Source organism: Tsukamurella sp. NPDC003166 (assembly GCF_040611135.1).
In the GTDB taxonomy this organism is placed as follows: domain Bacteria; phylum Actinomycetota; class Actinomycetes; order Mycobacteriales; family Mycobacteriaceae; genus Tsukamurella.
Genome location: NZ_JBEXNL010000018.1, coordinates 29,593 through 55,928, shown reverse-complemented (window position 1 = coordinate 55,928; position 26,336 = coordinate 29,593). Strand labels below are relative to the sequence as shown.

The 26,336-nt window shown below is 69.9% G+C and carries 25 protein-coding genes; 11 read left to right on the top strand and 14 right to left on the bottom strand.

The features are described from left to right. Positions 1-82 precede the first annotated feature (82 nt). Positions 83-574 (top strand): ribonuclease E activity regulator RraA, encoded by a 492-nt coding sequence (gene rraA, locus ABZX10_RS18275; protein ID WP_355542993.1) that lies wholly within the window; start codon positions 83-85, stop codon positions 572-574. A gap of 71 nt (positions 575-645) precedes the next feature. Here rraA and ABZX10_RS18270 read toward each other — a convergent pair whose 3' ends face one another. Then, a complete protein-coding gene (locus ABZX10_RS18270; RefSeq protein ID WP_355542990.1) occupies positions 646-864 on the bottom strand; it encodes an RNA-binding S4 domain-containing protein in 219 nt (72 codons plus the stop codon). 31 nt (positions 865-895) lie between these two features. On the opposite strand from ABZX10_RS18270, the gene ABZX10_RS18265 reads away from it, so the two are divergent. Further along, on the top strand, positions 896-1,729 hold the full coding sequence (locus ABZX10_RS18265) for an alpha/beta hydrolase (RefSeq protein ID WP_355542987.1): 834 nt from the start codon (positions 896-898) through the stop codon (positions 1,727-1,729). 333 nt (positions 1,730-2,062) lie between these two features. Next, positions 2,063-2,590: a DUF937 domain-containing protein gene (locus ABZX10_RS18260; protein WP_355542984.1), complete on the top strand. Its 528-nt coding sequence runs from the start codon at positions 2,063-2,065 to the stop codon at positions 2,588-2,590. Positions 2,591-2,677: 87 nt separating this feature from the next. On the opposite strand, the gene ABZX10_RS18255 is transcribed toward ABZX10_RS18260, so the two are convergent. Both ABZX10_RS18255 and gltB read right to left on the bottom strand, forming a co-directional pair. Beyond that, the gene (locus ABZX10_RS18255; protein WP_355542981.1) at positions 2,678-4,144 is read right to left on the bottom strand and encodes a glutamate synthase subunit beta; all 1,467 of its coding nucleotides are present in this window, start codon (positions 4,142-4,144) and stop codon (positions 2,678-2,680) included. After that, on the bottom strand, positions 4,137-8,744 hold the full coding sequence (gltB, locus tag ABZX10_RS18250; protein WP_355542978.1) for a glutamate synthase large subunit: 4,608 nt from the start codon (positions 8,742-8,744) through the stop codon (positions 4,137-4,139). The genes ABZX10_RS18255 and gltB overlap by 8 nt, the downstream gene beginning before the upstream one ends. A gap of 228 nt (positions 8,745-8,972) precedes the next feature. On the opposite strand from gltB, the gene ABZX10_RS18245 reads away from it, so the two are divergent. Then, entirely contained in the window at positions 8,973-9,755 is a 783-nt protein-coding gene (locus ABZX10_RS18245) for an ABC transporter permease (RefSeq protein ID WP_355542975.1), read from the top strand. Positions 9,756-9,800: 45 nt separating this feature from the next. Here the strand turns inward: ABZX10_RS18245 and ABZX10_RS18240 are convergent, their stop codons facing one another. Continuing rightward, complete coding sequence (locus ABZX10_RS18240; RefSeq protein ID WP_355542972.1) at positions 9,801-10,673, bottom strand: aldo/keto reductase family oxidoreductase; 873 nt, start codon at positions 10,671-10,673, stop codon at positions 9,801-9,803. Positions 10,674-10,803: 130 nt separating this feature from the next. Between ABZX10_RS18240 and ABZX10_RS18235 the strand changes: the two genes are divergently transcribed. Further along, positions 10,804-12,138 carry an AAA family ATPase gene (locus ABZX10_RS18235; protein ID WP_355542969.1) on the top strand — a complete coding sequence of 445 codons (1,335 nt, stop codon included), beginning with the start codon at positions 10,804-10,806 and terminating at the stop codon, positions 12,136-12,138. 44 nt (positions 12,139-12,182) lie between these two features. Next, on the top strand, positions 12,183-12,845 hold the full coding sequence (locus ABZX10_RS18230) for an HNH endonuclease (RefSeq protein ID WP_355542966.1): 663 nt from the start codon (positions 12,183-12,185) through the stop codon (positions 12,843-12,845). 78 nt (positions 12,846-12,923) lie between these two features. Here the strand turns inward: ABZX10_RS18230 and ABZX10_RS18225 are convergent, their stop codons facing one another. Then, entirely contained in the window at positions 12,924-13,385 is a 462-nt protein-coding gene (locus tag ABZX10_RS18225) for a MarR family transcriptional regulator (protein WP_068573562.1), read from the bottom strand. A gap of 65 nt (positions 13,386-13,450) precedes the next feature. Here ABZX10_RS18225 and ABZX10_RS18220 point away from each other — a divergent pair, with 65 nt between their 5' ends. Then, positions 13,451-14,347, top strand: a complete 897-nt coding sequence (locus ABZX10_RS18220; RefSeq protein ID WP_355542962.1) for an ABC transporter ATP-binding protein — start codon at positions 13,451-13,453, stop codon at positions 14,345-14,347. Continuing rightward, positions 14,344-15,924, top strand: coding sequence for a hypothetical protein (locus ABZX10_RS18215; protein WP_355542959.1), 1,581 nt, complete (start codon positions 14,344-14,346; stop codon positions 15,922-15,924). Before ABZX10_RS18220 ends, ABZX10_RS18215 begins: the two co-directional genes overlap by 4 nt. A 179-nt stretch (positions 15,925-16,103) precedes the next feature. Here the strand turns inward: ABZX10_RS18215 and ABZX10_RS18210 are convergent, their stop codons facing one another. Genes ABZX10_RS18210 through ABZX10_RS18195 form a run of 4 tightly spaced genes read right to left on the bottom strand, consistent with a single transcriptional unit; the run spans position 16,104 to position 19,632 of the window. Further along, positions 16,104-16,901, bottom strand: coding sequence for an aspartate/glutamate racemase family protein (locus ABZX10_RS18210; protein WP_355542956.1), 798 nt, complete (start codon positions 16,899-16,901; stop codon positions 16,104-16,106). 9 nt (positions 16,902-16,910) lie between these two features. Then, positions 16,911-18,299 carry an ATP-binding protein gene (locus tag ABZX10_RS18205; RefSeq protein ID WP_355542953.1) on the bottom strand — a complete coding sequence of 463 codons (1,389 nt, stop codon included), beginning with the start codon at positions 18,297-18,299 and terminating at the stop codon, positions 16,911-16,913. Between the two features lie 24 nt (positions 18,300-18,323). Then, entirely contained in the window at positions 18,324-19,010 is a 687-nt protein-coding gene (locus ABZX10_RS18200; RefSeq protein WP_355542950.1) for a response regulator transcription factor, read from the bottom strand. Then, complete coding sequence (locus ABZX10_RS18195; RefSeq protein ID WP_355542947.1) at positions 18,982-19,632, bottom strand: hypothetical protein; 651 nt, start codon at positions 19,630-19,632, stop codon at positions 18,982-18,984. The genes ABZX10_RS18200 and ABZX10_RS18195 overlap by 29 nt, the downstream gene beginning before the upstream one ends. 136 nt (positions 19,633-19,768) lie before the next feature. Here ABZX10_RS18195 and ABZX10_RS18190 point away from each other — a divergent pair, with 136 nt between their 5' ends. Next, the gene (locus ABZX10_RS18190) at positions 19,769-20,434 is read left to right on the top strand and encodes a DUF998 domain-containing protein (RefSeq protein ID WP_355542944.1); all 666 of its coding nucleotides are present in this window, start codon (positions 19,769-19,771) and stop codon (positions 20,432-20,434) included. Here ABZX10_RS18190 and ABZX10_RS18185 read toward each other — a convergent pair. Further along, positions 20,382-20,726 carry a helix-turn-helix domain-containing protein gene (locus tag ABZX10_RS18185; protein WP_355542941.1) on the bottom strand — a complete coding sequence of 115 codons (345 nt, stop codon included), beginning with the start codon at positions 20,724-20,726 and terminating at the stop codon, positions 20,382-20,384. The genes ABZX10_RS18190 and ABZX10_RS18185 overlap by 53 nt on opposite strands. Positions 20,727-20,830: 104 nt before the next feature. Here ABZX10_RS18185 and ABZX10_RS18180 point away from each other — a divergent pair, with 104 nt between their 5' ends. Further along, a complete protein-coding gene (locus ABZX10_RS18180) occupies positions 20,831-22,048 on the top strand; it encodes an MFS transporter (protein WP_355542938.1) in 1,218 nt (405 codons plus the stop codon). A gap of 523 nt (positions 22,049-22,571) precedes the next feature. Here ABZX10_RS18180 and ABZX10_RS18175 read toward each other — a convergent pair. From ABZX10_RS18175 to ABZX10_RS18160, 4 genes are read right to left on the bottom strand one after another with little or no spacing between them, the layout of a single operon-like run. Beyond that, on the bottom strand, positions 22,572-23,909 hold the full coding sequence (locus ABZX10_RS18175) for an Ig-like domain-containing protein (protein ID WP_355543117.1): 1,338 nt from the start codon (positions 23,907-23,909) through the stop codon (positions 22,572-22,574). Between the two features lie 34 nt (positions 23,910-23,943). Continuing rightward, on the bottom strand, positions 23,944-24,585 hold the full coding sequence (bluB, locus tag ABZX10_RS18170; protein ID WP_355542935.1) for a 5,6-dimethylbenzimidazole synthase: 642 nt from the start codon (positions 24,583-24,585) through the stop codon (positions 23,944-23,946). Then, complete coding sequence (locus ABZX10_RS18165; RefSeq protein ID WP_355542932.1) at positions 24,585-25,130, bottom strand: GNAT family N-acetyltransferase; 546 nt, start codon at positions 25,128-25,130, stop codon at positions 24,585-24,587. Before ABZX10_RS18165 ends, bluB begins: the two co-directional genes overlap by 1 nt. Continuing rightward, complete coding sequence (locus ABZX10_RS18160; protein WP_355542929.1) at positions 25,127-25,753, bottom strand: TetR/AcrR family transcriptional regulator; 627 nt, start codon at positions 25,751-25,753, stop codon at positions 25,127-25,129. Before ABZX10_RS18160 ends, ABZX10_RS18165 begins: the two co-directional genes overlap by 4 nt. Before the next feature lie 139 nt (positions 25,754-25,892). Here ABZX10_RS18160 and ABZX10_RS18155 point away from each other — a divergent pair, with 139 nt between their 5' ends. Beyond that, on the top strand, positions 25,893-26,288 hold the full coding sequence (locus ABZX10_RS18155) for a DUF5313 domain-containing protein (RefSeq protein WP_355542926.1): 396 nt from the start codon (positions 25,893-25,895) through the stop codon (positions 26,286-26,288). The last annotated feature ends 48 nt before the right edge of the window (positions 26,289-26,336 follow it).

Here is a 26,336-nt window from a genome sequence, read left to right as displayed (position 1 = left end):
CGGGTTCTTCGCAATCGGACGTGCACCCCGACGTGTCCACCGCATCAGATGGCGAAATCGTGAGCGCCGTTATGATCGCGGCATGAGCAACGTGCAGTTCACCCCCACCGCGGACCTGGTCGACGAGATCGGCCCCGACGTGCGCAGCTGCGACACGCAGTTCCGGCAGTTCGGCGGCCGCAAGCAGTTCGCCGGCGAGGTCGTCACGGTGAAGTGCTTCCAGGACAATGCCCTGCTCAAGTCCGTCCTCGGCGAGCCCGGCGAGGGCCGCGTGCTGGTCATCGACGGCTCGGACTCGAGCGGCGTCCCGTCGCTGCACACCGCCCTGGTCGGCGACCTCATCGCGGAACTGGGCCGCTCCAACGGTTGGGCCGGGATCGTGGCCTACGGCGCCGTGCGGGACGCAGCGGTGATCGGAACGCTCGACATCGGCGTCAAGGCGCTGGGTACCAACCCGCGTAAGTCGACGAAGACCGCCGAGGGGCAGCGGGACGTGCCGGTCACGTTCGGCGGGGTCACGTTCACCCCGGGCGACACTCTCTTCAGCGACGAGGACGGCATCGTCCTGAGGTAGGGCCTCTCACCACCGGAGCCACCCACGTTCAGCGCCGCGACGACATCGTCCTCATGTGACGCGGGACGCGATCACCGCGCGACGCGGGCGGACCGACCGAAGACCTCCACCACATCGCCGACGGCGAGTTGCCGGCCCCGCCGGAGGTCGACCTCGCCGTTCACCGTCACCTCACCCTCCGCGATCACGGCCTTGGCCTCCGCTCCGGAGTCGATCAACCCTGCGAGCTTGAGGAACTGACCCAGGCGGATCACCTCGTCGGAAATGGCCACGTCGATCGCATTGTTCACGCCCTCATCATGCCCGACTACTCTTCGTATCGTGCTGCTCGAACTCGCGGGTACCCGCACTCACGTGGTGGTCGACGGTCCGCGCGGACCCGCCTCCGGGCCGCCCGTCGTGCTCAACTCCGGCCTGGCCGGCAACTGGTTCGACTGGGACGCCGTCACCGAACTCCTGACCGTGGGCCGCACCGTCGTCCGCCTGGATCGGCCGGGCTACGGCCTCTCCGACCCCTGGCCCGACGGTGCCGTGCCCACCCTGGAGTCCGAGGTCGCACGGCTGCGCGAGCTGCTCGACGCGCTCCGACTGGAGTCCGCGGTCATGGTGGGGCACTCGATGGCGAGCTTCTACGTCGAGGCCTTCGCGCGCGAGCACCCCGCGCGCACGGCGGGTGTGGTGATCCTCGACGGCAGCGTCGAGTCCTCGCCGCCGCGGTGGGTACTGCCCGGCGACCTTCGAAACGAGCTGCTGCTGCGGTCGGCGGAGGCGGGGGCCGCGGTGGGCCTGAACCGGGTGGGCCCGGCCGCGCACCGATTGCTCGGCGGCGCGACCCCGCCCCGCGAGTACGCGGACATCCTGAAATCGGACGGCTACTTCAAGGCCGCGTTCCTGGAGAACGGGCGGTACCCGGTGCTGGCGCGCGACCTGGCAGCACTGCGCGAAGGCCGGGAGCTGCCGCCGGGGATCCCGATCACGGTGGCCGCGGCGTACGGCGGGCACCGCACTCCGCTGTCGGCGTCGTGGCTGAAGGAGCAGCGGGGTCTCGCGGACCTGCTGCGAGCCCGCTACGCGGTGATCTCGCCCAGCGGACATCAGGCGATGGTCGATCAGCCCGCACAGGTCGCGGCGCTGGTGCTCGACACCGTCAGCTGACGCGCAGACTCCGCAGATCAGAGGGGGTGACGAGGCGCTCGCCGTCCTCCGTGAGCAGGAGCGCGAGACGCCGATTCCGCAGGCGGGTGAGGGTTCGTGAGCCCAGGAGCGAGGGGCGGCGGGTCAGCTTCACGGCGATCTCCGAGGGTGCGATCTCAATGCGGAACGATTGGTTACGGATACTGTATTCCTTCCTGGGAGCGGGGTCCAGCGCTACGGCCGCACGCGTGTCCCGCCTCACAGCCGGGTACCGCGAAGACCGTCCGGCGGCGCGGCTAATCTGTCATTGTTCGATCGCAGTTTTGCTTCCCCACACATCCGCCAAGGAGAACCGTGTCCGATCTCGACGACCTGCTCAAGTCCATCCCGCTCGCCGACATCGCGGCTCAGCTCGGCGTCTCCGAGGACGTCGCCTCGGAGGCCGTGAACCAGACGGTGCCCACCCTCCTCGCGGGCCTGCAGCACAGCGACGCCACCGATGCCCCCGCCGATCTCGCCCAGGCCGCCGACAACGGTGACGGCCAGGAGATCGTCGCCAGCCTCTTCGGCGAGAAGACCGACGACGTGGCGGCGGCCGCGGCCGCTCCGCTGTCCTCGGGCGTCACCGACGGCCTGGTCAAGCAGCTCCTGCCGATCCTGGCGCCGATCGTGATCAGCTTCGTCATGAAGAAGCTCACCAGCGGCGGCGCCGCGGCCCCCGAGCAGCAGCAGGCCCCGGCCCCGCAGCAGGGCGGCGGCGACCTGCTCGGCAGCATCCTGGGCAACATGCTCGGCGGCGGCAACTCGGGCGCGAGCGCCGGCGGCAACGCCGCGGGCAACGTGCTCGGGAGCATCCTCGGCGGCCTGCTCAAGGGCAAGTAGGCCCCGCGAACGCAGAAGGCCGGCTCCCGTGCGGGAGCCGGCCTTCTGCGTGTTCCGGGGCGTACCGTCGGGCGGCCCGACGGTGCCCTACCGCTGCGGGGCGGCGGTGGGCACGATCGGCGCGGGCAGCGCGGTGTCGCCCATGAGGAAGCGGTCGACGGCGGCCGCGGCGCTGCGGCCCTCCGCGATCGCCCACACGATGAGCGACTGGCCGCGGCCGGCGTCGCCCGCCACGAACACGCCCGGCACCGTCGACTGGAAGTCGTCGCCGCGCGCGACATTGCCGCGCTCGTTGTACTCCACGCCGAGCTTGTCCAGCAGGTCGTCGCGCTGCGGGCCGACGAAGCCCATCGCCAGGAGCACGAGGTCGGCCTCGAGGGTGAAGTCGGTGCCCTCGACCTTCTCGAACCGGCCGCCCTCCATCGTGACCTCGTAGGCCTTGAGGCCGGTGACCTTGCCGTCCTCGCCGATGAACTCCTCGGTGCTGACGGAGAACTTGCGCTCGCCGCCCTCCTCGTGCGCGGAGCTGATGCGATACATGAGCGGGTAGGTCGGCCACGGGGTCGACTCGGCGCGCTCGCGCGGCGGGGTCGGCATGATCTCGAACTGGTGCACGATCTCCGCGCCCTGGCGCAGCGAGGTGCCCAGGCAGTCGGCGCCGGTGTCGCCGCCGCCGATGATGACGACCTTCTTGTCCTTGGCGTGCAGCGGCGGCAGGCCGTTCTCGTCGAGGACGTCGTCGCCGACCGCGGCGCGGTTAGCCCACGGCAGGAACTCCATCGCCTGGTGGATGCCGTCCAGCTCGCGGCCGGGGATCGGCAGGTCGCGCCAGACCGTGGCGCCGTTGGCGAGCACGACCGCGTCGAAGTCCTCGCGGAGCTGCTCGACGGTGACGTCCACGCCCACGTTGACCCCGGTCTTGAAAACCGTTCCCTCGGCGTTCATCTGGGCGAGGCGGCGGTCGATGTGCCGCTTCTCCATCTTGAACTCGGGGATGCCGTAGCGCAGCAGGCCGCCGATGCGGTCGGCGCGCTCGAACACGGTCACGGTGTGCCCGCCCCGGGTCAGCTGTTGCGCGGCGGCCAGGCCCGCCGGGCCCGAGCCGACGACGGCGATCTTCTTGCCGGTCAGCTTGGTCGGGTGCTGCGGGGAGACCCAGCCCTCGTCGAAGGCCTTGTCGATGAGCTCGACCTCGACCTGCTTGATGGTGACGGGATCCTGGTTGATGCCGAGCACGCACGACGCCTCGCAGGGCGCCGGGCACAGCCGCCCGGTGAACTCCGGGAAGTTGTTCGTGGCGTGCAGCCGCTCGATGCCGTCGTGCCAGCGGTCCTTGTACGCCAGCGTGTTCCACTCGGGGATCAGGTTCCCCAGCGGGCAGCCGTTGTGGCAGAACGGGATACCGCAGTCCATGCACCGGGACGCCTGCTTGCGCAGCGAGGTCCCGTCGAAGGGCTTGTAGACCTCGTTCCAGTCCAGCAGACGGAGCGGGACCGGCCGGCGGACCGGCAGTTCGCGGGAGTTGTGCTTGAGAAAGCCTTGCGGATCAGCCACGAGCGGCCTCCATCACTGCGTCGTCGATGTCGCGGCCGTCCAGTTCGGCACGCTTGATGGCGGTGAGCACGCGCTTGTAGTCGCGCGGCATCACCTTGGCGAAGAGCTGGCGCTCCCGGCCCCAGTTGGCCAGGATCCGCTCCGCGATGGCGGAGTCGGTGTACTCGTAGTGCTTGGTCACGGCCTCGAGGACGAACTCGATGTCGTCCTCGCCCAACGACTCCAGCTCCACCAGCTCGGTGTTGAGGTCGCGCTCGAACTGACCGTCGGCGTTGTAGACGTACGCGACGCCGCCGGACATGCCGGCGCCGAAGTTGCGTCCCGTGTCGCCGAGGACCACCACGCGGCCACCGGTCATGTACTCGCAGCCGTGGTCACCCACGCCCTCGACCACCGCGACCGCGCCCGAGTTGCGCACGGCGAATCGCTCGCCGGCCTTGCCGCTGAGGTACACCTCACCGCCGGTCGCGCCGAACAGGATCACGTTGCCCGCGATGATGTTCTCCGCGGCGACGAAGCCCTCGGGGGCGTTGCGCGCCGGCCGGACCACGATCTTGCCGCCGGAGAGGCCCTTGCCCACGAAGTCGTTGGCGTCGCCCTCGAGGCGCAACGTGATGCCCTTCGGCACGAACGCGCCGAAGCTGTTGCCCGCACTGCCCTTGAAGGTGATGTCGATGGTGTCCTCGGGGAGCCCGTCGGCGCCGTGCGCCTTGGTCACCTCGTGGCCCAGCATCGTGCCCACGGTCCGGTTGACGTTGGAGATCGGCGTCTCGATCGTGACCGGGGCGCCCGTCTCCACCGCGACCCGCGCCTGCGAGATCAGCTGCTGGTCCAGGGCCTTCTCGAGGCCGTGGTCCTGCGGCTGGCTGCAGAACGGATCCTGCTTCATGAACGGCGAGTCGACCTGCGCCAGGATCGGCGAGAGGTCGAGCTTGCCCGCCTTGGCGTTCGCCCAGTGGGCCTGCGCCGCCGCGGTGTCGAGGATCTGCGACTGGCCGACGGCCTCCTGCAGGGTGCGGAAGCCCAGCTCGGCGAGCAGCTCGCGCACCTCCTCGGCGATGTAGAGGAAGAAGTTCTCCACGAACTCGGGCTTGCCGGTGAAGCGCCGGCGCAGCACCGGGTTCTGGGTCGCCACGCCCACCGGGCAGGTGTCCAGGTGGCACACCCGCATCATGATGCAGCCGGAGACCACCAGCGGGGCGGTCGCGAAGCCGAACTCCTCGCCGCCGAGCAGCGCCGCGACGATGACGTCCCGGCCGGTCTTGAGCTGACCGTCGACCTGCACGACGATGCGGTCGCGCAGACCGTTGAGCAGCAGCGTCTGCTGGGTCTCGGCGAGGCCGATCTCCCAGGGCGCGCCCGCATGCTTGACGGAGGTCAGCGGGGTCGCGCCGGTGCCGCCGTCGTGGCCCGAGATGAGCACCACGTCGGCGTGCGCCTTCGAGACGCCTGCCGCCACGGTGCCCACGCCGATCTCCGAGACCAGTTTCACGTGAATCCGCGCCTGCGGGTTCGCGTTCTTCAGGTCGTGGATCAGCTGCGCGAGATCCTCGATCGAGTAGATGTCGTGGTGCGGGGGCGGCGAGATCAGGCCGACACCCGGCGTCGAGCCACGGACCTCGGCGACCCAGGGGTACACCTTGTGCGGGGGCAGCTGGCCGCCCTCGCCGGGCTTCGCTCCCTGCGCCATCTTGATCTGGATGTCGGTGCAGTTGCTCAGGTAGTGCGAGGTCACGCCGAACCGGCCCGACGCGACCTGCTTGATCGCGCTGCGCCGGAGATCGCCGTTCTCGTCGGGCGTGAAGCGCGCCGGATCCTCGCCGCCCTCACCGGAGTTGCTGCGGCCGCCGAGACGGTTCATGGCGATGGCGAGGGTCTCGTGGGCCTCCGCCGAGATCGAGCCGTAGCTCATCGCGCCGGTCGAGAACCGCTTGACGATCTCGCTGGCGGGTTCCACCTCGTCGATGGAGATCGACGGGCGGTCGGAGGCGAAGCGGAACAGGCCGCGCAGGGACGCGAGCCGCTCGCTCTGGTCGTTGACCAGCGCGGTGTACTCCTTGAACACCTTGTACTGCCCGGTGCGCGTCGCGTGCTGCAGCTTGAAGACGGTGTCCGGGTTGAACAGGTGGTACTCGCCCTCGCGGCGCCACTGGTACTCGCCGCCCACCTCGAGCTCGCGGTGCGCCAGCTCCTCGGGACGGTCGTTCATGGCGCGCTTGTGCCGCGCGGCCACGTCGGCGGCGATCTCGTCCAGGCCGACACCGTCGAGCTGGCTCTGCAGCCCGGTGAAGAACTCGTCGACGATCTCCTGCGAGAGGCCGATGACCTGGAACAGCTGCGCGCCGGTGTACGAGGCGAGCGTGGAGATGCCCATCTTGGACATCACCTTGAGCACGCCCTTGCCGGCCGCCTTGACGTAGTTGGCGTTGAGCTTCTCCAGCGGCGTGCCGTTGAGCTCGCCGCGGATGTGCATGTCCTCGATGGTCGCGAAGGCCATGTACGGGTTCACCGCCGCCGCGCCGCAGCCGATGAGCGCGGCCATGTGGTGCACCTCGCGGGCATCGCCGGACTCGACGATGAGGCCCACCTTGGTGCGGCTGCGCTCACGCACCAGGTGATGGTGCACGGCGGAGGTCAGCAGCAGCGACGGGATCGGCGCCAGCAGCCGGTCGGAGTTGCGGTCCGACAGGATGATCAGGCGCGCGCCACCGGCGATGGCCTCGGAGACCTGCGTGCGCACGGTGTCGAGCGCCTCGCGCAGGCCCTTACCGCCCTCGGCGACGTGGTACAGGCCCGGGATGACCACGGACCGGAACTCGGGCAGCGTGCCGTCATCGTTGACCTTGACCAGCTTGATCAGCTCGTCGTTGTTGAGGATCGGCTGGTCCAGGTGGATCTGACGGCAGCTGCCCGGCTGCGGGTGCAGCAGGTCGCCCTCGCCGCCGATGGTCCCACCGAGGCTGGTGACGATCTCCTCACGGATGGCGTCCAGCGGCGGGTTGGTCACCTGCGCGAACAGCTGCTGGAAGTAGTCGAACAGCAGACGCGGGCGCAGCGACAGCACGGCCACCGGGGTGTCGGTGCCCATGGAGCCGATCGCCTCGGCACCCGTCTTCGCCATCGGCGTGAGCAGCAGGTCCAGTTCCTCGGTCGTGTAACCGAACATCTGCTGCCGCTGGGTGACCCGGTCGTGCGGCATCACGGGGTGCGGGCGGTCCGGGAGCTCCTTGAGGCGCAGCAGGCCCTCGTCGAGCCACTGCTGGTAGGGCTCCGCCGCAGCCAGGTCGCTCTTGATCTCCTCGTCGGAGACGATGCGGCCCTGCGCCGTGTCCACCAGGAACATGCGGCCCGGCTGCAGGCGGGTCTTGTAGACCACCTCGGAGTGATCGATGTCGAGCACGCCGACCTCCGAGCCCAGCACGACGAGGCCGTCCTTGGTGACCCAGATCCGCGACGGGCGAAGGCCGTTGCGGTCCAGCACGGCGCCGATCAGGGTGCCGTCGGTGAAGCAGACCGACGCCGGCCCGTCCCACGGCTCCATCAACGAGGAGTGGTACTCGTAGAACGCCCGGCGCGCCGGGTCCATGTCCTGGTGGCGCTCCCACGCCTCGGGGATCATCATCAGCACGGCGTGCGGCAGGCTCCGACCACCCAGGTGCAGCAGCTCGAGCACCTCGTCGAAACGTGCGGTGTCGGAGCCGCCCTCGGTGCAGATCGGGAAGATCTTGTCGGCCGCGTCCTCGCCGAACGCCGAGACGTCGAGCAGCGCCTCACGGGCCCGCATCCAGTTCTCGTTGCCGCCGACGGTGTTGATCTCGCCGTTGTGGGCGACCCGCCGGTACGGGTGGGCCAGCGGCCAGCTCGGGAAGGTGTTCGTGGAGAAGCGCGAATGCACCAGGCCCAGCGCCGATTCCACCCGCTCGTCCTGCAGGTCCAGGAAGAAGCCGCGCAGCTGCGGGGTGGTCAGCATGCCCTTGTAGACGAAGGTCTGGCCGGACAGCGACGGGAAGTACACCGACTCCTCGCCCTGCGAGCCGGCGCCCGCACCGTCGGTGCCGAGCTCGCGCTCGACCCGCTTGCGGATCACGAAGCAGCGACGCTCGAGGTCCATGCCGGAGAGCGGCGCACCGTCGGAATCCGTTCCGGCGATGAAGATCTGCCGCATGGTGGGCATCGCATCACGGGCGAGTGCGCCCAGCGAGCCGTCGTCGGTGGGCTGATCGCGCCAGCCCAGGACCGTCAGGCCCTCCTCGGTGACGATCCGCTCCACGCCCTCCGCGGCGGCGGCCGCCTCCGCGGCGGCCTGCGGGAGGAAGGCGATGCCGGTGGCGTAGGCGCCCTGATGCGGCAGCTCGAAGTCCACGACCTCGCGGAAGAAGCGGTCCGGCACCTGGATGAGGATGCCCGCGCCGTCACCGGTGTTGGGCTCGGCACCCGCGGCGCCGCGGTGCTCGAGGTTGACCAGGGCGGTGATGGCCTTGTCGACGATGTCCCGGGACTTGCGCCCGTGCATGTCCACCACGAAGGCGACGCCGCACGCGTCGTGCTCGTTCGCGGGGTGGTACAGGCCCTGCGGGCCCGGGGGGACGAATCGGCTCATCGAATACCTGCCTTAGCGCAGCGCCTCACGGCGGAACGGACGGATCAAGGGCGGCGATCGGCTCGCATCCATCGGACACGGCTCGCCTCAGGCATCGTTGGCTGTACGTAAAACTGTAGTTTCCCCCGCCCGGATCACCAAATGAAAGGCCATCCTTACCGGCCGTGACCTGCGGGAATCCGCAGTCACATCGCCGCGGGCAGCGTGTTTCGACTAGGTTTCCTGCACGTGACCGGTGGTAGTGATCCGGGCGAGCTGCTGAGCGTCGGGCCGGGCCTCGCCGTCGCGCTCGTGGCCCTCGCGCTGACGGGCGCCGCAGTGGCCTGGCTCGGGCGCACCGGCTACGGGCCGGCGGTACTCGGCGCCGCGGCGCGGGCCACCCTGCAGCTGGCCGTCCTGGGCACGGCGCTGAGCCTGATCGTGCGGAGCCTGTGGTTCACGGCGGCGTTCACCGTGCTGATGGGGTGCACGGCGGGCTGGACCGCGGCGGGACGCATCGTGGGGCGCCGGCCCCGCTGGTCCGAGTTCGCGGTGACGACGGTGACCGTCGCCGGCCCGGCAGCCGTCCTGACGGTCGCGCTGATCCTCTCCGGCGTGCTTCCGGCGCGCGGGATCGCCGTGATTCCCGTGGCGGGCAGCGCGATCGGGGCGGCGATGGCCGCGGCGGGGTTGGCGGGCAAGCGCGCGCTGGAGGAGCTCGCCGCGCGGCGCGGCGAGCTCGAGGCGGGCCTGTCGCTGGGGCTGGACCCGATGTTCATCCGTCTCGACCTGACCCGCTCCGCCGCGGCGACCGCGCTGATCCCCGCGCTGGACCAGACGCGGACCGTCGGGCTGGTGACGATCCCGGGCGCCTTCGTGGGCATGGTGCTCGGCGGTGCCTCGCCCGTGGCGGCGGCGGTCATGCAGCTCTACGTGCTCGTCGCGATCCTCTGCGTGACCCCGATCGCCGTCGTCGCCGTCACGGGGCTGGTCGCCGACGGCCGGTACGAGACGGGGCCGCGGAACTACTGAGCTTCTGTGTGATCGACCCCGCTCAGCGGGGTCGATCACACACACCTACTGGGCGCCGATGGCGTTCAGCTCGGCGAGGGCGTCTCCCGGGAGTTCCAGCGCGGCGCCGGCGTAGTTCTCGCGCAGGTGCACCACCGACGATGTCCCGGGGATGAGCAGGATGTTGGGCGAGCGCTGCAGGAGCCAGGCCAGTGCGACGGCCATCGGGGTGGCCTCCAGCCGCGCGGCGACGGCGTTCAGCGCGTCGGACTGCAGCGGGCTGAACCCGCCCAGCGGGAAGTACGGCACGTACGCGATCCCCTGCGCCGCCAGCGAATCCACGAGCTCGTCGTCCACGCGGTGCGCGATGTTGTAGAAGTTCTGGACACACGCGACCGGCGCGATCGACTGCGCCTCACGCACCTGCTCGGCGGTCACCGTGCTGATGCCGAGGTGTCGGATCAGCCCCTGCTGCTGCAGTTCGGCGAGCACGGTGAAGGGCTCCGCGATCGAGCCGGGAGCGGGCGTGTCGAAATCGCCGACGCGGAGATTCACCACGTCGATCGCGTCGAGCCCGAGCCGCTCGAGGTTCTCGTCGACGGCGCGGCGCAGATCGTCCGGCTCGAGGGCCGGCGGCCAGCCGCCCGTGGCATCGCGGCGGGCCCCGACCTTGGTGACGATGTGCAGCGAGTCCGGGTAGGGATGCAGCGCCTCGCGGATGATCTCGTTGGTGACGAACGGCCCGTAGTAGTCGCTGGTGTCGATGTGCGTGATGCCGAGGTCGATCACGTCGTGCAGGACCTCGATCGCGGCCTCACGGTCGGCCGGCGGGCCGAAGACGCCCGGGCCGGCCAGCTGCATCGCGCCGTAGCCGAAGCGGGTGACCGTGAGGTCACCGCCCAGATCGAAGGTCCCGCCGGGCGGGGTGGGTGCGGTCATGAGGGGGACTCCTTCGTGGCGAGGACGTGCGACCCCTCCAGGATTCCAGTTTCCCGCCCCCGCCGCCGAATATGATCGCGCCCTTGTTGACCACTGCGCCCAAGCGACACGGTCGACTACCCTGAACAGTGTGAAGATCACCCAGATCACGATCGAGGGAATCCGAGGATTCCCCACGGGCGACGACGCCACCGACCTCGTCTTCGATGACGGCGGCGACGTACCTCAGTGGATTGTGATTGCGGGACGAAACGGGGCAGGCAAGTCCACCTTCCTCCGCGCGGTCGCATCCGCTGTGGTTGGGCCTACCGCCTCTCGGGTCCTCGCGGGATCGTTCGCCGACTGGATCCGCGTCGGCGAGAACACCGCACGTGCGGGCGTCCGGCTCGAGTTCGACACCGAGTATGACCGACTGACCGGCCCAGGCCGCCGCCCGACCAAAGACACATGGACTGGCCTCAGCTGGTCACGCGACGGTGGCCCTGAACCCACCGTCGGAGCATACGTGGCGGGCACAGGATGGGACCCCGAGCGCGGGCCGTGGTCCTCGAATCCACAGGGTTGGTTCATCGCCGGGTACGGCCCTTTCCGGCGACTGTCGCCGGCACCAACGGACGCACAACGCTTGATGATGTCTCCTGGACGCCCACCCGCACTGGCGAGCCTGTTCCGCGAGGACGCGTCACTGTCTGAAGCGATTCAATGGCTGAAGGAGATATACCTCCGCAGGCTGGAGAACCGTCCGGGCGCAGAAGGTATTGAGAATCTACTGCTCCAAGTCCTGGACGACGGACTCCTACCCGAGGGAGTCCGGGTACGGAAGTTCGACTCCGATGGCCTCTGGGTATCAACACCGGAGGGGCACGATCTCAAACTCACCGAGCTCAGCGATGGCTACCGTACCGTCGCCGGTCTCGTGCTCGACATCATCAAGCAACTCGACGCTGCCCACGGCGACGTGTGGTGGGACGAGAAGGACGGCGATCTGCAAATCCTCAACAGTGGTGTCGTCCTTATCGATGAGGTCGATGTGCACCTGCACGTTGAGTGGCAGAAGCGGATCGGCTTCTGGCTCAAGAGCCACTTCCCTCAGATCCAATTCATCGTTACGACACACAGCCCGTTCATTTGCCAAGCGGTGGACGAAGGCGGTCTCGTCCGACTCAGCCCAGCCTGGGAGGACGGACCCGCCGCGCAGATTGTGACGGGCGAACAGTTCAATCGTGTTGTCCGCGGAACACTCGACGATGCCGTGATGTCCGATATGTTCGGGCTCGACCACGTCCTTTCAGAAGATGCGACCTCCGTACGAGAACGGCTGGCCGACCTCGAATCCATCGCAATGGACCGTGATCTCACAAAGAGCGAGCAGGCAGAGATCGCCAGTCTCCGGCGAGAGCTTCCGCACACCCAGTCCGAACGGGCGCAGGCGGTCGCCCGAGCACTCCAGGCGAGTAACGGATGATCAGCTTGGAGCGGCTCGGCCTGCTCCCCCGCACGGTCACTCGGATGGCAGAGAACCAACGTAAGGTCGATTCCGCGACGGAACCCGCCAAAGTTACGGGAACGCAATGGAAGACATTCAGTCGCACGCAGGCAGCCTCGAATGTTCGCGAACGGCTCGCAGAGATGTGCTCGGGGTACGAACGCTGCATGTACTGCGAGGACGGCCAGGCAAGCCACATCGATCATTTCCGGCCGAAAGTGCACTATCCCGGAGCCTGCTTCGCATGGGAGAACCTCCTGCTTGCCTGCGAGCGATGCAACAGCAACTTTAAACGCGACGTGTTTCCACTCGGTCCGGGCGGCCGTCCCCTCCTAATCGATCCCACTGTGGATGATCCGACAAACCACCTCAGGCTTTCACTAACCACCGGACGATACGTCGGCATTACCGCGAGAGGCACTACGTCGATCGACGTATTCGGACTCAATCGCGAGATCTGCATCAATGGCAGACTGGACGCATGGGAGGTGTTCCAAGCGATGGTCCACTTCTACCAAGCGAGCGATGTCCGACACCGCGAATTCATCCTACGCGCAATCCGAAATCACCCGTTCCAAGGCGTCCGCGCTACCGTTGCAGCGACTCGGGAAGCGGGAGATCGATCCGGCATGATTCCCATCACTGTCGGGAGCCTGCTCGATCAATATCCGGAAGTCTTGGAATAGATCGCTCAGCAGGCGAGCCGGTGCGGTGCCAGTCAGCGGCCGCGATACCCCGATGGACCTGGTCCGGTGTCCCACAGCTCAGTACCCGTGCTTGTCCTGCCGCACCTGCCGCCAGCGCTCCATCATTTCGGGGAGCTCGGTGATCATGAAGTCGAAGAAGTCCCGCATCACGGACAAGCGCTCCGCGGCGGGACCACCCGCGGGGAGTTCCTCGATGCCCTCGATCGCCACCTCGCGCCACCGCTCCAGGATCGGGTTGCGGGAGGCGAAGGCCTCGTACCAGATGTCGTCGCCGAGCGTGATCAGGCTGTGCCGCGACCCCGGGACGTGGGTGCGCCGGATCATGGACGTCTGCTCGAGGTACCCCACCGCGCCGGACACCGCACCCGCGGACACCTGCAGCTGCGCAGCGATCTGCGACGGGGTCAGTGCGGCCTCTGGCGAGGTCAGGACCGCGGCGAACACGCGGGAGGCCATCCGCTGCATCCCGGCTTCCACGAACGCGGCGGCCATGTTCTCCACGAAGTTCGGCGCGTCCATATCGCGCAGATTATACGAATTTTTAACACTTCACAAATTTGTGAAACCCGCGTAGCGTCAGCACCATGACATCCGACGTCATCCGCGCCGAGGGCCTCACCAAGACCTTCGGCAGCGCCCATGCCCTCAACGGACTCGACCTGACCGTGACCCCCGGCGAGGTGCACGCCTTCCTCGGACCCAACGGCGCCGGCAAATCCACCACGATTCGAATCCTGTTGGGGCTCCTGAAGAAGACCTCGGGCACCGTCGAACTGCTGGGCGGCGACCCGTGGCGGCAGGCGCCCGAACTGCACCGTCGCCTCGCGTACGTCCCCGGCGATGTCACCCTGTGGCCCAACCTCTCCGGCGGCGAGATCATCGACCTGATGGGCCGACTCCGGGGCGGCCTCGACGAGGCCCGCCGCGCCGAGCTCATCGAGCGGTTCGCCCTCGACCCCGCTAAGAAGGCGCGCACCTACAGCAAGGGCAATCGGCAGAAGGTCGCGCTCGTCGCGGCGTTCGCTGCTCGGGCCGAGCTCATGATCCTCGACGAACCGACCTCCGGCCTCGACCCGCTCATGGAGGAGGTGTTCACGCAGTGCCTCACCGAGGCGAAGGCCGCGGGCACCTCGATCCTGCTCTCCAGCCACATCCTGTCCGAGGTGGACCGGGTGGCCGACACGGTCACCATCATCAAGGACGGTGCGACCGTCGAGACCGGTTCCCTGGCCTCGCTCCGGCACCTGTCCCGCACGCGCGTCGAGGCGACCCTCACGCGGACCGTCGACCTGTCCGGCGATCCGACGGTGCACGACCTGCAGACCGACGGTGACCGGATCTCGTTCAGCGTCGAATCCCGCGATCTGGGCCGGGTTCTCGGAGAGGTCGCGGCCGCCGGCCCCACGTCGCTGACGAGCCGCCCGCCCACGCTCGAGGAACTGTTCCTGCGGCACTACGACACCGCGGCGGCCGTGCGATGACGGGCCTGGCCCCCACTCTCCGACTGGTGCTGCGGCGCGACCGCATCCAACTGGTGGTGTGGCTGTTGCTGTACGTGGCCATGGCCGCGTCGGCGTACTCGACGGCGAAGACCAACTACGCCGACCCCGAGTCCCTGCGATCGGCGGCGCGCGCCGCGAGCGAGAACCCCTCCCTCGTCGCCATGTTCGGCCCCGTGTACTCGGCGACCGTGGGCGCCGTCGGGATGATCAAGATGGTCGTCATGATGGCGGCCGCGCTGGGCCTGCTCACCGGCCTGCTCGTGATCCGGCACACCCGCGCCGACGAGGAGTCCGGCCGCCGGGAGATGCTGGGCGCCTCCGCGATCGACCGCACCGCTCCCCCGATCGCCGCGCTCGTCGAGTCCATCGCGCTGAGCCTGGCGATCGGCGTGCTCAGCGCGCTGGTCCTGATCGGCATGGGTGCGGACGCGCGCGGCAGCCTGAACTTCGGTGCGCTGTGGGCGTTCACGGGCATCGTGTTCGCGACATGGGCACTGCTCTGCGCGCAACTCACGGAGGGCGCCCGGGCGGCCCGCGGGCTGTTCGCCGTGGGCCTCGGCGCCGCCTACCTGCTCCGGGCCGTCGGCGACGTCTCCGTCATCCGGACCGACGGTGCGCTGCCGGCCGAGCCCGGCTGGGCGTCCTGGCTCTCCCCGCTGGGCTGGGCGCAGCAGATCCGGCCCTTCGCCGAGGACCGGCCGTGGCCGATCCTGCTGCTGCTGGCGCTGTCGGTGGCGTTCGCCGCGGTGGCGCTGCGGCTCGCCGCGCAGCGCGACCTGGGCGCCGGGCTCATCCCCGTGGGCCGCGGAAAGGCCCGCGCCGGGGCCCTGCTCGGCACCGTCCCGGCGCTGACGTGGCGGCTGCACCGGGGTCAGGTGGTCGGCTGGAGCGTCGGCTTCCTCGCCGTCGGCCTCGCCTTCGGCGGCATGGGCAGCGCGATCGACTCCCTGGCCGGCAACAGCGGCACGCGCGAGATGCTCGAGCGGCTGGGCGGATCCGGCTCGAGCCTGCTCGACGTGTTCTTCGGCGCCGAGTTCTCGATCATGGGCATGGCGACGGCCGCGCTGGGCATCTCGATCGTCAACACCGCGTGCGCCGAGGAGACCTCGGGCCGGGCCGAATACCTGCTGTCCGCTCCGGTCCGGCGCCTGCGCTGGTACGCCTCGCACCTGACGGCGGCCGTGATCGCGACCTCCGTCGCGACCTTCGCCCTCGGCGTCGGGGTCTCGCTCACCGCGGGGCGCCAGCTGATCCTGCCGGCCATGGGCGCCCTGCCCGCGGTCTGGGTGATCACCGCGATCGCCGCCCTGGCCGGCGCGATCTCCGCGCACTGGTCCTCGGTCGGCTGGGTGGTCCTCGCGCTGTGCGTGCTGACCATGGTCGCCGATGTGCTCAAGCTGCCCGACTGGGTGGCGAAGGTCTCGCCGTTCAAGCACGTCGCGACGCAGCCGGGAGCGACGGTGCTCACAGGCGCCACCCTCACACTGGTCGTGATCGCCGCGGCCGCGCTCATCGCCGCAGCGTTCTCCGAATCGCGACGGGACCTGGCGTCGTAGGGCCGGTTCTCACGCACTGAGACGCTTGAGCTTTCACCTGAGAGACCCGGGGCTAACTTGAGAGATCAAAAGCCCTGCAAATGACTACTGACCGCAGCGAGCGAGTCAGCTGCGGTCAGTGCACTCTCAGGATAACAGGACAGTTGCGATCATGCATATATCCCGTCGCGATATTTCTGTCACGTGTTTTTCGCACCGCGAGCGCAACGCTCCAGCAGCAGCCGGCCCGCGGGGTAGGCGGCCAGCGCGGCGGGCAGCGTCCCGACCCGGCCCGATTCGAGCACGGCCACCACGTCGCCCAGTTCCGACGGTCCGCCGGGCTCGGCACCGAGCCGTCGGAGTGTCTGCCGCGCGACCGGCTCCGGCGAGTCGAAGACGGCCACGTCGCGCCCCGTCCGTTCCCGCAGGGCGGCCACGATCGGCTCCCTGACCAGGCCGTAATGGGTGCAACCGAGCACCACGGACTCGATGTCCGCGGGCGTCGCGGCGGCCGCGGCCGTGATCGCCGCCGCCACGCGAGACGGCTCGCCGGAGTCGATCGCCTCGGCCAGGCCGTAGCAGGGGATGCGGTGCGCGAGCGCCGGGTCGGCGAAGGCGTCGATGAGCGAGGTCTGGTAATCGCTCACCGTCGCGGCCGCGGTGGCCCACACTGCGAAGGGACGCCCCGTCGACCCCGCCGGGCGGATGGCCGGCACCACCCCGACCACGGGGATCGCGGGTTCGAACCGGGCGCGGGCCGCTTCCAGCGCGTACATGGAGCCGGTGTTGCAGGCGACGATGATGGCGTCCACGTCGTAGCGCGCCGCGGCGCCGGCCATCGCCACGACGCACTCGGAGATCCGCGCGGGTTCGAGCAGCCCGTAGGGCATGTTGTCGGGGTCGCGCGCCAGGACGAGCTCGGTGTCGGGGCGTACGCGGGAGAGAGCGTCGGCGTAGTTGACCATCCCGAAGCCCGAGTCGATCACCGCAACACGCATGCCTCGAATTTACCGGGCGAGCCGCAGCCGGAAGACGGTGGTCGCGCCGTCGCGGCGGTAGTCCACCTCGCCGCCCAGCAGCCGCGCGTTGTCCCGGGCGATGGCCAGCCCGAGCCCCGCTCCCCCGCCGCCGCCCCGCGACCGCGCCTCCTGCCCCTTGGCGAACCGTCCGAACACCCGCTCGGCGTCGCCCTCCGGCACGCCCGGGCCCGCATCGCGCACCTCGACGACGACCTCCCCGGGGGCGGTGCCCACGGTCACCGCCACCGGCGGCGCCCCGTGCCGGATCGCGTTGCCCACCAGATTGGTCACCACCGCGACCACCCTGCGCCGGTCGGATTCGACGGTGAGCGGTGCACCGTCGAGCTCGACGGACCGCCACCCGCGCGCGGTGAGCGCCTCGCGCAGGGCCCCGACGAGCTCGAAGGGCTCGCTCCGCACCTCCGCCGCACCCGCGTCGAGGCGGGTCATCTCCAGCAGGTCGTCGACGAGGCCCGCGAGGGTGTCGACCTCGGCGGCGACCAGCTCGGACGCGCGCCGCAGGTCGTGACCGGGTTCCAGCGCGGCGGCCTCCTCGCGCAGCACCTCGGCGGCGGGGACCAGCGCGGCGAGCGGGCTGCGCAGCTCGTGCGAGACATCGCCGACGAACCGCCGCGACCGCTCGTCCTGGCGGCGCAGTACGTCGATCGACTCGTTCTGCCGGTCCAGCATGGAGTTGAAGGTCTGGGTCAGGTCCCGCAGCTCGGTGACGGTCGTCCCGGGCAGACGGGCCTCGGGGTCGCCGTCGGTGACCCGCGCCGCCACCGACTGGATCCGGCTGAGCGGCCGGATCACGATGCGCGCCACGACCAATGCCACCAGGATGCCCAGCAGCGCACTGCCGCCCACGGCGACGAGCACCACCAGCGTGAGCCGGTCGAGCCGCTGCTGCACATCGTCGAGGGGCTGGACGCTGTACACGACCAGGGTGTCGGCGTCGACGGCGTTCGGCCGGTTCATGCTGTGCGCCACCAGCACCCGGCCGCCGGAGAGCCGCTGGAAGCGGTACAGGGAGGGCACCCGCTCCAGCTCGGCGCGCATCTGTGCCGGGATGTCCTGCGGGCGCACCGTGCCGGCCTGGACGGTCCTGCCGTCGACCTCGACCGCGTAGTCGGACGGCAGCCCGAGGGACTCGGAGGGCGTGGCCCACTCCTGGCCGCCGCTCCCCGGCACGGGCCGCATCGGCCGGCCCTCGAAGCTCTGCATGTCGTGTCGGAAGGCCGTGAGCACCGCGTCCTGCGCGTCCTGGTACACCCAGTCCCGCACCACCACCGTCACCGCGATCCCCGTGACGCCGGCGGTCAGGCAGGTGACGACCGCGATGATCGCGAGGATCCGGGCGCGCAGGCCCTTCAGCACGGCGCCCGCCTCATGGCACGCGCCTCACGGCGACGTCCGGAACCGGTAGCCGAAGCCGCGCACGGTCTCGATGTGGCTGGGGCCGTCGTCGGAGTCGATCTTCGGGCGCAAACGCAGGATCGCGTTGTCCACCAGGCGGGAATCGCCCAGGAAGTCCTGGTTCCAGGCCAACGCGAGCAACTGCTCACGGCTGAGCACCTGGCCCGGATGGTCCGCGAAGGCGTACATCAGCCGCTTCTCGGTGGGCGTGAGCGGCAGGGGCACGCCGTCGCGCAGCACCTCCGCGCCAGCCCGGTCGATCACGAGCGGACCGTCGTTCGACGGTGCCGGGCCCGCTTCGGGCGGCGCGACGGGCACTGCGCGGCGCAGCGCGGCCTTGATCCGGGCGTCGAGCACCCGGGGACTGACGGGTTTGACCACGTAGTCGTCGGCGCCGGCCTCCAGCCCGGCGACCGTGTCGATGTCGTCCGAGCGCGCCGTGAGCATGAGGATCGGAACCGTGCTGGAACGCCGGATCCGGCGGCACACGGCGAAGCCGTCGTCACCGGGCAGGCCCACGTCGAGGATCACGGCGTCGACGGCGGCGACGCGCTGCTCGAGGTCGTCGGTCGCGGCGCCCAGGTGCTCGACGACGTGGTCGAGGCGGCCCAGCGACAGCACGAGGGCGCCGACGATCGACGGATCATCCTCGATGAGCAGCAGCCTGACCACCCGTGAGGCCCCCTTCCACGTCGGACGTCCAGGCCCAGGCGGCCTGGCCGACCCGGACCACCGCGGCGGTCCCCACCGCCACCAACCATGCTCCCAGGACATCGCCCGGGCGGTGCCACTGCTGGGCGACGACGAGCACGGACACAACGACGCCCGCGCTGCCCGCGATCAGGATCGCGAGGCCGCGATAGGGACGCGCCGCCGAACCGACCAGGATCACCGCCAGCGCGGCCACCACGGCCACGGTGTTCGACGGGAAGGAGTTCAGTTCCGGGCCGATGCCGAACGACGGGCGGTCCAGCAGGGCCTTCAGGACGAAGGCGACCGCCACCGTCGCCGTGAGGACGAGTGCGGCGGAGACGGAGACCGTCTTCGAGCGGCGGCTCGCGACGACCGCGGCCACGAGGAGACCGCCGACCGCGAGCATCGGGAGCTGGTAGCGGCCCAGCGCGCCCTCGACCGGGTTCTCCACCCCGAACGCCGCGGACACGATCCGCATGAGTTCGTGGTCGACCTGCTGTCCCAGCGGGGTGCCGACGACCGCGAGATAGAGCCCGCCGAGCGCCAGCGCGGCGACGACGGCCGTCGTCGCGGCGGTCCAGGGGCGTGTGGTTGCGAACATGACGCCGAGCATTCTCCCCCATCGTCGCCTGCTCTCCTCCGTTTCGCCCCACGAATGTCACAGCCGTGTCGCAATCCGCTGCGCACGCCGAACCGGGACGCGGCTGAGATCCGATCGCCGACGGTAACCTGGCCCCATGCGCCGCGCCCGCCTCATCCTGATCGGTGGCGCCGTGCTCTATTCGGCGTGGTTGATCGCGCCCGTGCTCGGCTCGGAGCTGAGTCCGCTGACCTCCTTCGTCAGCGAGGTCGGCGCGTCGGGACAGCCCTCCGCCAAGCTCTTCCGCGCGACGGACCTCCTGGCCGGCACCGCCGTCGTCGTGGCCGCGGCCCTCGCGTGGCGCGCCGCACGTCCGGCCCCGTGGGCGGCCCGCGGGGCGCTGCTCGGCCTGCTCGTCCTGGGTGCCGCCACCATGTGCGACGCCCTGATGCCGCTGTCGTGCACCCCGACCGCGGACGCCGCGTGCGCGGCTCGCGAGCTCGCGGGGCAGGTGCCCTTCACGCACCTCGGGCACGCGGTCTCCTCCGGGATCGCGGGATTCGGCGGTGTGGTCGCCGTGCTCGGCTGGGCGCGCTGGCGCGGGACGGAGGGGGCCGGCGGGCGCAGCCCCCTGCTGCGGCGGTTCGACGGTGCGCGGCTCGCCCTGGGCGCCGGCGCCGCGTTCCTGCTCGCGACGGGGTGGACGCTCCTCGCGATGCTCGCACCGGCGCTCTACCTGGGCTTGGCGCAGCGGGCGCAGATCCTCGCGCTCACGCTGTGGTTGGTGCTGGTGGCGCTGCCGCCTCGCGCTCGGCCGCGCTGATCACCGAGTCGAGCAGGCCGGGGTAGGCGCGCTCCACGTCGTCGACCCGCAGTAGCTGCCGGGTGTGCGCACCCACGTCCTCGCGGCCGGTGATCCCGGCCTCGCGGAGCACCTTGAAATGGTGGCTCGCCGTCGCCTTGGTCACGCCGTCGTACAGATCCGCACAGGCCATGGGGCCCCGCTCGCGGTGCAGGCGCCGGACCATCTCCAGGCGCACCGGATCGGCCAGCGCACTGAGCACGGTGTGCAGCGAGGCGACCTCGATGCCGGACGCGACTGTGACCTCGTTCATGGTTCTCGTTCCCTGAGATAATGGTTTGATCTCCGTCGAACCGGGTGTAGTCTACGACATGGTTCGATGATCGTCGAACCCAACCGTACACCGGAGGCGTCCCGATGAGCATCACCGAGCAGATGGCACCATCGTCGACCCATGCGCACCCGCAGCGCTGGGCCTTCGCGCTCCTGCTCACCCTCCTCGCGCTGGCGCTGGGCGTCTCGGGCCTCCCCTCCCCGCTGTACCCGCTCTATCAGGAGCAATGGCACCTGTCGGCGCTGTCGACCACGGTCGTCTTCGCGGTCTACGCCATCGGTGCGCTCGGCGCGGCGCTCACCGTCGGGCCGATCTCCGACGCGATCGGCCGTAAGCCCGTGCTGCTCGTCGCGGTCGCGACGATCCTGCTCGGGCTGGTGTTGTTCCTCTTCGCGGGAGCCGAGTGGCAGCTGATCCTGGCACGGTTCCTGCACGGCGCGGCGATCGGCTCGATCACTGTGGTCGCCGGCGCCGCCCTCCTCGACGTCCGGCCGGACGACGGTGCCCGCAACGGCATGCTCTCCGGCGTCGCGCTCAACGTGGGCATCGCCGCCACCGCGCTCGGCGCGGCGGCGGTGGCCCAGTACGCGCCGCACCCGCTGCGCACGCCGTTCGTGACGATGGGCGTCGTCGTGCTCGCGATCCTGCTCGGCGTGATCGCGCTGATCGAGCCGCACAGCGGGCGCACCGGCGGCCGCGTGCGGCTGAGCCGGCCCAGCGTGCCGGGCGAGATCGCCTCCGACTTCTGGTTCTCCGGCATCGGGATCATCACCGCATGGTCGGTGCTCGGCGTGTTCCTGAGCCTGTATCCCGCTCTCGTGCAGCACGTCACCGGGCACCACTCCGTGATGTTCACCGGCGGACTCGTCGCGGTGATGGCCATCGCGTCCGCGATCTCGCAGTACATCGGCGGCCGCTACCCGGCGCGGCCCACCGCCGTCGTCGGCGACATCGGTCTGGCGATCTCGCTCGCGCTGGCGGTGTTCGCCGTGCGCGACGGGCAGACCTGGCTCATCGTCGTCGACACCCTCCTGCTCGGCGCCACCTTCGGCCTCGCCTTCGGCGGTTCGCTGCGGCACCTGGCCGCCGTCGCTCCGGCGCACGCCCGCGGCCAGGTGATGAGCGCGTACTACCTGCTCGGGTACCTCGCGATGGGCGTCCCGACGGTGATCGCCGGCTACCTCGCCACCACCTACAGCACCGCCACGATCTTCCCGTGGTTCGCCGCCGCCGTCGCCGGTGCGTGCCTTCTGGCCGCCGCCATCGGTGTCCGGGGCCGACGGTCCGCCGTTCCCGCGTAGGCACCGAACGTGGTCGTCGGCCGCGCCGCTCGACGGCTGGCGGCACACGGACCGTGGGATCGGGTTCGGCGGGGGGAAGACGAACGCGGGGACTCGACGATCCGCTGACTCTCGGATTCTGACCGACTCGGACACGCTCCCGGATCGCCCTGCACTGCACGGTATCTGGAGTTGCATGAGGGAATCGGCGCCTCATGGGGGACTGCGTCTCCCACACCGAACGCCGCGGCGCGACATGGGGGACACGGCGCCGCGTGAGGGACAACGCGTCCCTCGTGAAACGCCGGGCGTCCGATGGGGGTACTAACGCCCGGCGCTCCTTTCGGCGCTGCGCGGGGGACGAAACAGAACCGCGTGATCCCGCCCCGTGCCGACCCACCGGCGCTGTCCAACTCGGTCAGGATCCGAGAGTCGCGAGATCGGCTGCGTCTCTCTGTCGGCGCGGAACGCACGAAGCTATCGCGTGGGTCGCGGAAGAAGCACCGACACCTGCCTCGCGGCGGCCGCCGGCGGAGTCCGCGGATCAGCCGCCGGGCGTGCTCGTCCCCGGCTCGCCGGTGGGCGGCACCGTCGACGACGGCGCGGCGGACGAGGTCGGCGCGAGCGGGACACCGTCACCGTCGACGGGCACGGCGCTGCCGGCGATCCAGGTGGACCACGGGACGGACCAGTCGCCGTTCTGCCACTGCTCGAGCGCGGGGCCGCCGGTGTTGCGGACCTCCACCACGTCCCCCGGCTGGGAGAGCCCGAAGAACCACTGCGCATTGGCCGGGCTCAGGTTGAGGCAGCCGTGCGACTGGTTGCTCACGCCCTGCGCCCAGATGTTGTCGAGCGCGTGCAGGTAGATGCCGTCGTTGCTGATCCGGGTGGCCCAGCCGATCGACTGCTTGTAGCCCAGCCGCGAATTGATCGGCAGACCGTACGTGGACGAGTCCATGATCACGGGATTCGCCTTGTCCAGCACCGTGTAGACGCCGCGCTGCGTCCAGAAATGGAAGGTCTTGCCGTTGATCACCTGCTCGCCGCCCTGCCCCATCGACGTGGGCATCGACCGGACCATCTGACCGTTCACGAAGACCTGCACCTGCTTGGTGGTGTCGTCGGCGATGGACACGTGCGACTCGCCGATGGTGAACGAGACCGAGACGTCCTTCTCACCCCAGAGCCCGGGGCTGACCTCCTTGCCGAAGACACCCGCCTCGATCGACACCTTCGTGCCGGCCGGGTAGTAGACCTTCGGCCGCCACGCGACGGTCTTGTCGGTTGTCCACATCCAGGCACCCGGCACCGACGGGGTCGTCGTGACCTTGAGCAGCTTCTGCGCCATCGCGCGGTCCTTGATCGGCTCGTCGAAGTGGACGACCGCGACCTGCCCCACGCCGTAGACGGCACCGTCGTTCAGCGACATCCCGCCCGTGTTCTCGAAGTACGGCTGTGTCTTGTTCGTCTCGTCGACCTTCACCGTGGAGAAGGTCGCGCGCTTCTCGCGCGGCTGGCCGAGCGTCTCGTACTTCGCGACGAGAGTGTACACGCCGTTGTAGGCGAGCGGCTTCGTCGGCTTCCACGACAGCATGTCCGTCGAGAGCTCACCCTCGACCGCGACGCCCTTGTCGTCGGTCAACGTGACCGATCCCAGCTTCGCCTTGGCGATGGAGATCGTGACCGGGGCGACCGGGCTGACGTTCGTGGCACCGTCCGCGGGACTGACGGTGACCTCCGCCGGGTCCGCGGGCGGACCGGACGGCCCCGCGCTCGCGCCCGAGCCACCCGTTTCGCCGATCGTGCAGCCCGCGACCACCACGGGCACCGCGGCCGCGGCACCGATCAGTACCGCGCGCCGGCCGACGCGCTCGTTGAACATGCTCACTGGGTTCCCCTCGTCAGATGCCCGCAGTCTAACGATCGGGACCGACATCGCCGTTCGGGTAATGCTCCCGATGCACCGCCTCGGAGAGGGGCCGCCGCTGCCGCCAGCCGAATCGCTCCAGGTCGGGGACGGTCTGCAGCCTGGTCACCGGCCCCACGCAGAGCCACGCGACGACGTGCACGTGGTCCGGCACGTCGACCAGTTCCCGCAGGAAGGGCTCGCGGTAGAACGACACCCAGCCCACGCCGATACCCTCCGCCGTCGCGGCCAACCACAGGTTCTGGATGGCCAGCGCCACCGACAGGTGTCCGGTCTCGTCGATCGTGTGCCGGCCCAGGATGTGCGTGCCGCCGCGGGTCGGGTCGTAGGTGACCACGACGCCGGTCCGCGAGGACTCGATCCCCTCGATCGAGATGGGATTGAAGGTGTCCTTCCGGTCCTCGGGGAGGGAGCGCGCGAAGTCCTCGCGGCAGTCGCCGACGTGTGCTGCGAACCGGGCGAGCGTTTCCGGGTCCTGCACCACGACGAAGTCCCAGGGTTGCGTGTTGCCGACGCTCGGCGCGCTGTGCGCGGCGCTGAGGATGCGCAGCAGGCGGTCGTCGTCGATGACCTCGCCCGCGAACTCGTTGCGCACGTCGCGACGGCGCAGGATCGCCTCGAAGACGTCCATCAGGCACCGTCCGCCGAGCCGGACCGCGCGTCCGCCGAACCGGACCCGGCGGCACCGTCGGCGACGGCGGCCAGGGCCCCGAGCGCCGGGCCGGTGAGCCGCTGCGTGGTCCACTCGTCCATGGGGACGGCCCCGATGGACCGGTAGAAGCCGATGGCAGGCGCGTTCCAGTCGAGGACGGTCCACTCGAGCCGCTCGTAGCCGTTGTCCCGGCACTCCTGCGCGAGGGTCGCCAGCAGCTGCTTGCCGTGCCCGCCGCCGCGCACGCCGGGGCGCACGTAGAGATCTTCGAGCCAGATGCCGTGCGTGCCGGTCCAGGTGGAGAAGGTGCGGAAGTACACGGCCATGCCGACGACGGTCTCGACGCCGTCGGCGCCGACCTCAGCGGCGATGCGGGCGAAGACGGCCGGAGCGGGACCGAACAACGCAGCGCGCAGCTGCTCGGCGGTCGCGACCGCGGCGTCGGGCTCCTTCTCGTACGCGGCGAGCTCGGCGATCATGGTGAGGATCTCCGGCACGTCCGCCGGTGTCGCGGGCCGGATCACGAGGCGCCGCCCGATGCCACGCCGCCGGCGGCCGCGGCCTGCGCCGCGATCGCGGGCATCAGGCACTCACGGACCACCCGGCCGGCGGCGTAGGGGTCGTCGAAACTGATCAGACCGTCCGGCGCGAGCAGCACCGAGTGCCCGACCCGCGCGAAGATCTCCGCGATGGGTTTGGCGTCGAACTCGGGCAGCTCGCCCTTGGCTTGGAACCCCTCGATGATGTGCGCGGCGAACTCACGGCCGATCTCGATGAGCATGCCGCCGCCCTGCGCGATCATCGGCAGGCCGACCACGACATTGCCGTCGCCGATGCCTCGGATCAGGGGCCGGCGGTGCGCCTCCCGCAGGAACGCGACGAACCCCTCCGTCAGCGCCTCCTCGACGGTGCTCAGGCCCTTGACCTGCTGTTCGACCGCGCTGAGCAGTTGCTCCGCCTCGTACCGGATGGCCTGCTGGACGAGGTTGTCCTTGCGATTGAACCGGCGGTAGACCGTGGCCACGCCGATGCCGGCGAGGTTCGCGACGTTCTCCATCGTGGTCCGCGAAATGCCGACGCTACCGATGCTCGACACCGCCGCAGACAGGATGCTCTGCGCGGTCTGATCGTTTCTGCCGGGACTCACAGCAGCCGATTCTATGCGGTGCGCCGGTCCCGGGGGTTCCCACTAACGGTCCACGGCATCGATCTTCTATTATTACAAGTGGCGCTCGTAGAAATAGCCCGGAGAGGTCGTGCGTCGGAACCGAGAGGAGCATGGAGCGATGAGCGAAGGCCGGAGCAAGCCGAACCTGCTGCAATTCATTCCGTACGCCTACGGCCGCACGGTCCTGCCGCCGTCGATGCACCCCTGGGTCGCACACGACCTCGCCGGGCCCGGGGCCGCGATGCGCACGATCGTGCGGTTCGCGATCCCCTGCTTCCTGATCCTCGTCCCGTTCTGGTTCATCGACACGTCGGTGCTGAACCGGATGACCATGACGCTGCCGATCTTCATCCCGTTCATCTACTTCTCGATCGTCCTGAACAAGATCTACCGGCGCGGACGGCTGCGGCATCACGGCCTCGATCCCGAGCTCGTCGACGTGATCGCGCGGCAGAAGGAGGCGGACCTGCACGCCGACTACATCGCCAAGTACGGTCCGCGCGACGACGACTGACCACCCGCGCCCCGAGGGCCGGAACACCGGAGGCCGCCGCGCCCTCCG

Bases quoted from the DNA above. Each gene is read 5' to 3' on its own strand.
- rraA (WP_355542993.1), top strand. From the start codon at position 83: ATGAGCAACGTGCAGTTCACCCCCACCGCGGACCTGGTCGACGAGATC.
- gltB (WP_355542978.1), bottom strand. From the start codon at position 8,744: ATGAGCCGATTCGTCCCCCCGGGCCCGCAGGGCCTGTACCACCCCGCG.
- ABZX10_RS18240 (WP_355542972.1), bottom strand. From the start codon at position 10,673: ATGACCGCACCCACCCCGCCCGGCGGGACCTTCGATCTGGGCGGTGAC.
- ABZX10_RS18230 (WP_355542966.1), top strand. From the start codon at position 12,183: ATGGCAGAGAACCAACGTAAGGTCGATTCCGCGACGGAACCCGCCAAA.
- ABZX10_RS18225 (WP_068573562.1), bottom strand. From the start codon at position 13,385: ATGGACGCGCCGAACTTCGTGGAGAACATGGCCGCCGCGTTCGTGGAA.
- ABZX10_RS18220 (WP_355542962.1), top strand. From the start codon at position 13,451: ATGACATCCGACGTCATCCGCGCCGAGGGCCTCACCAAGACCTTCGGC.
- ABZX10_RS18215 (WP_355542959.1), top strand. From the start codon at position 14,344: ATGACGGGCCTGGCCCCCACTCTCCGACTGGTGCTGCGGCGCGACCGC.
- ABZX10_RS18210 (WP_355542956.1), bottom strand. From the start codon at position 16,901: ATGCGTGTTGCGGTGATCGACTCGGGCTTCGGGATGGTCAACTACGCC.
- ABZX10_RS18195 (WP_355542947.1), bottom strand. From the start codon at position 19,632: ATGTTCGCAACCACACGCCCCTGGACCGCCGCGACGACGGCCGTCGTC.
- ABZX10_RS18190 (WP_355542944.1), top strand. From the start codon at position 19,769: ATGCGCCGCGCCCGCCTCATCCTGATCGGTGGCGCCGTGCTCTATTCG.
- ABZX10_RS18185 (WP_355542941.1), bottom strand. From the start codon at position 20,726: ATGAACGAGGTCACAGTCGCGTCCGGCATCGAGGTCGCCTCGCTGCAC.
- ABZX10_RS18180 (WP_355542938.1), top strand. From the start codon at position 20,831: ATGAGCATCACCGAGCAGATGGCACCATCGTCGACCCATGCGCACCCG.
- ABZX10_RS18175 (WP_355543117.1), bottom strand. From the start codon at position 23,909: ATGTTCAACGAGCGCGTCGGCCGGCGCGCGGTACTGATCGGTGCCGCG.
- bluB (WP_355542935.1), bottom strand. From the start codon at position 24,585: ATGGACGTCTTCGAGGCGATCCTGCGCCGTCGCGACGTGCGCAACGAG.
- ABZX10_RS18155 (WP_355542926.1), top strand. From the start codon at position 25,893: ATGAGCGAAGGCCGGAGCAAGCCGAACCTGCTGCAATTCATTCCGTAC.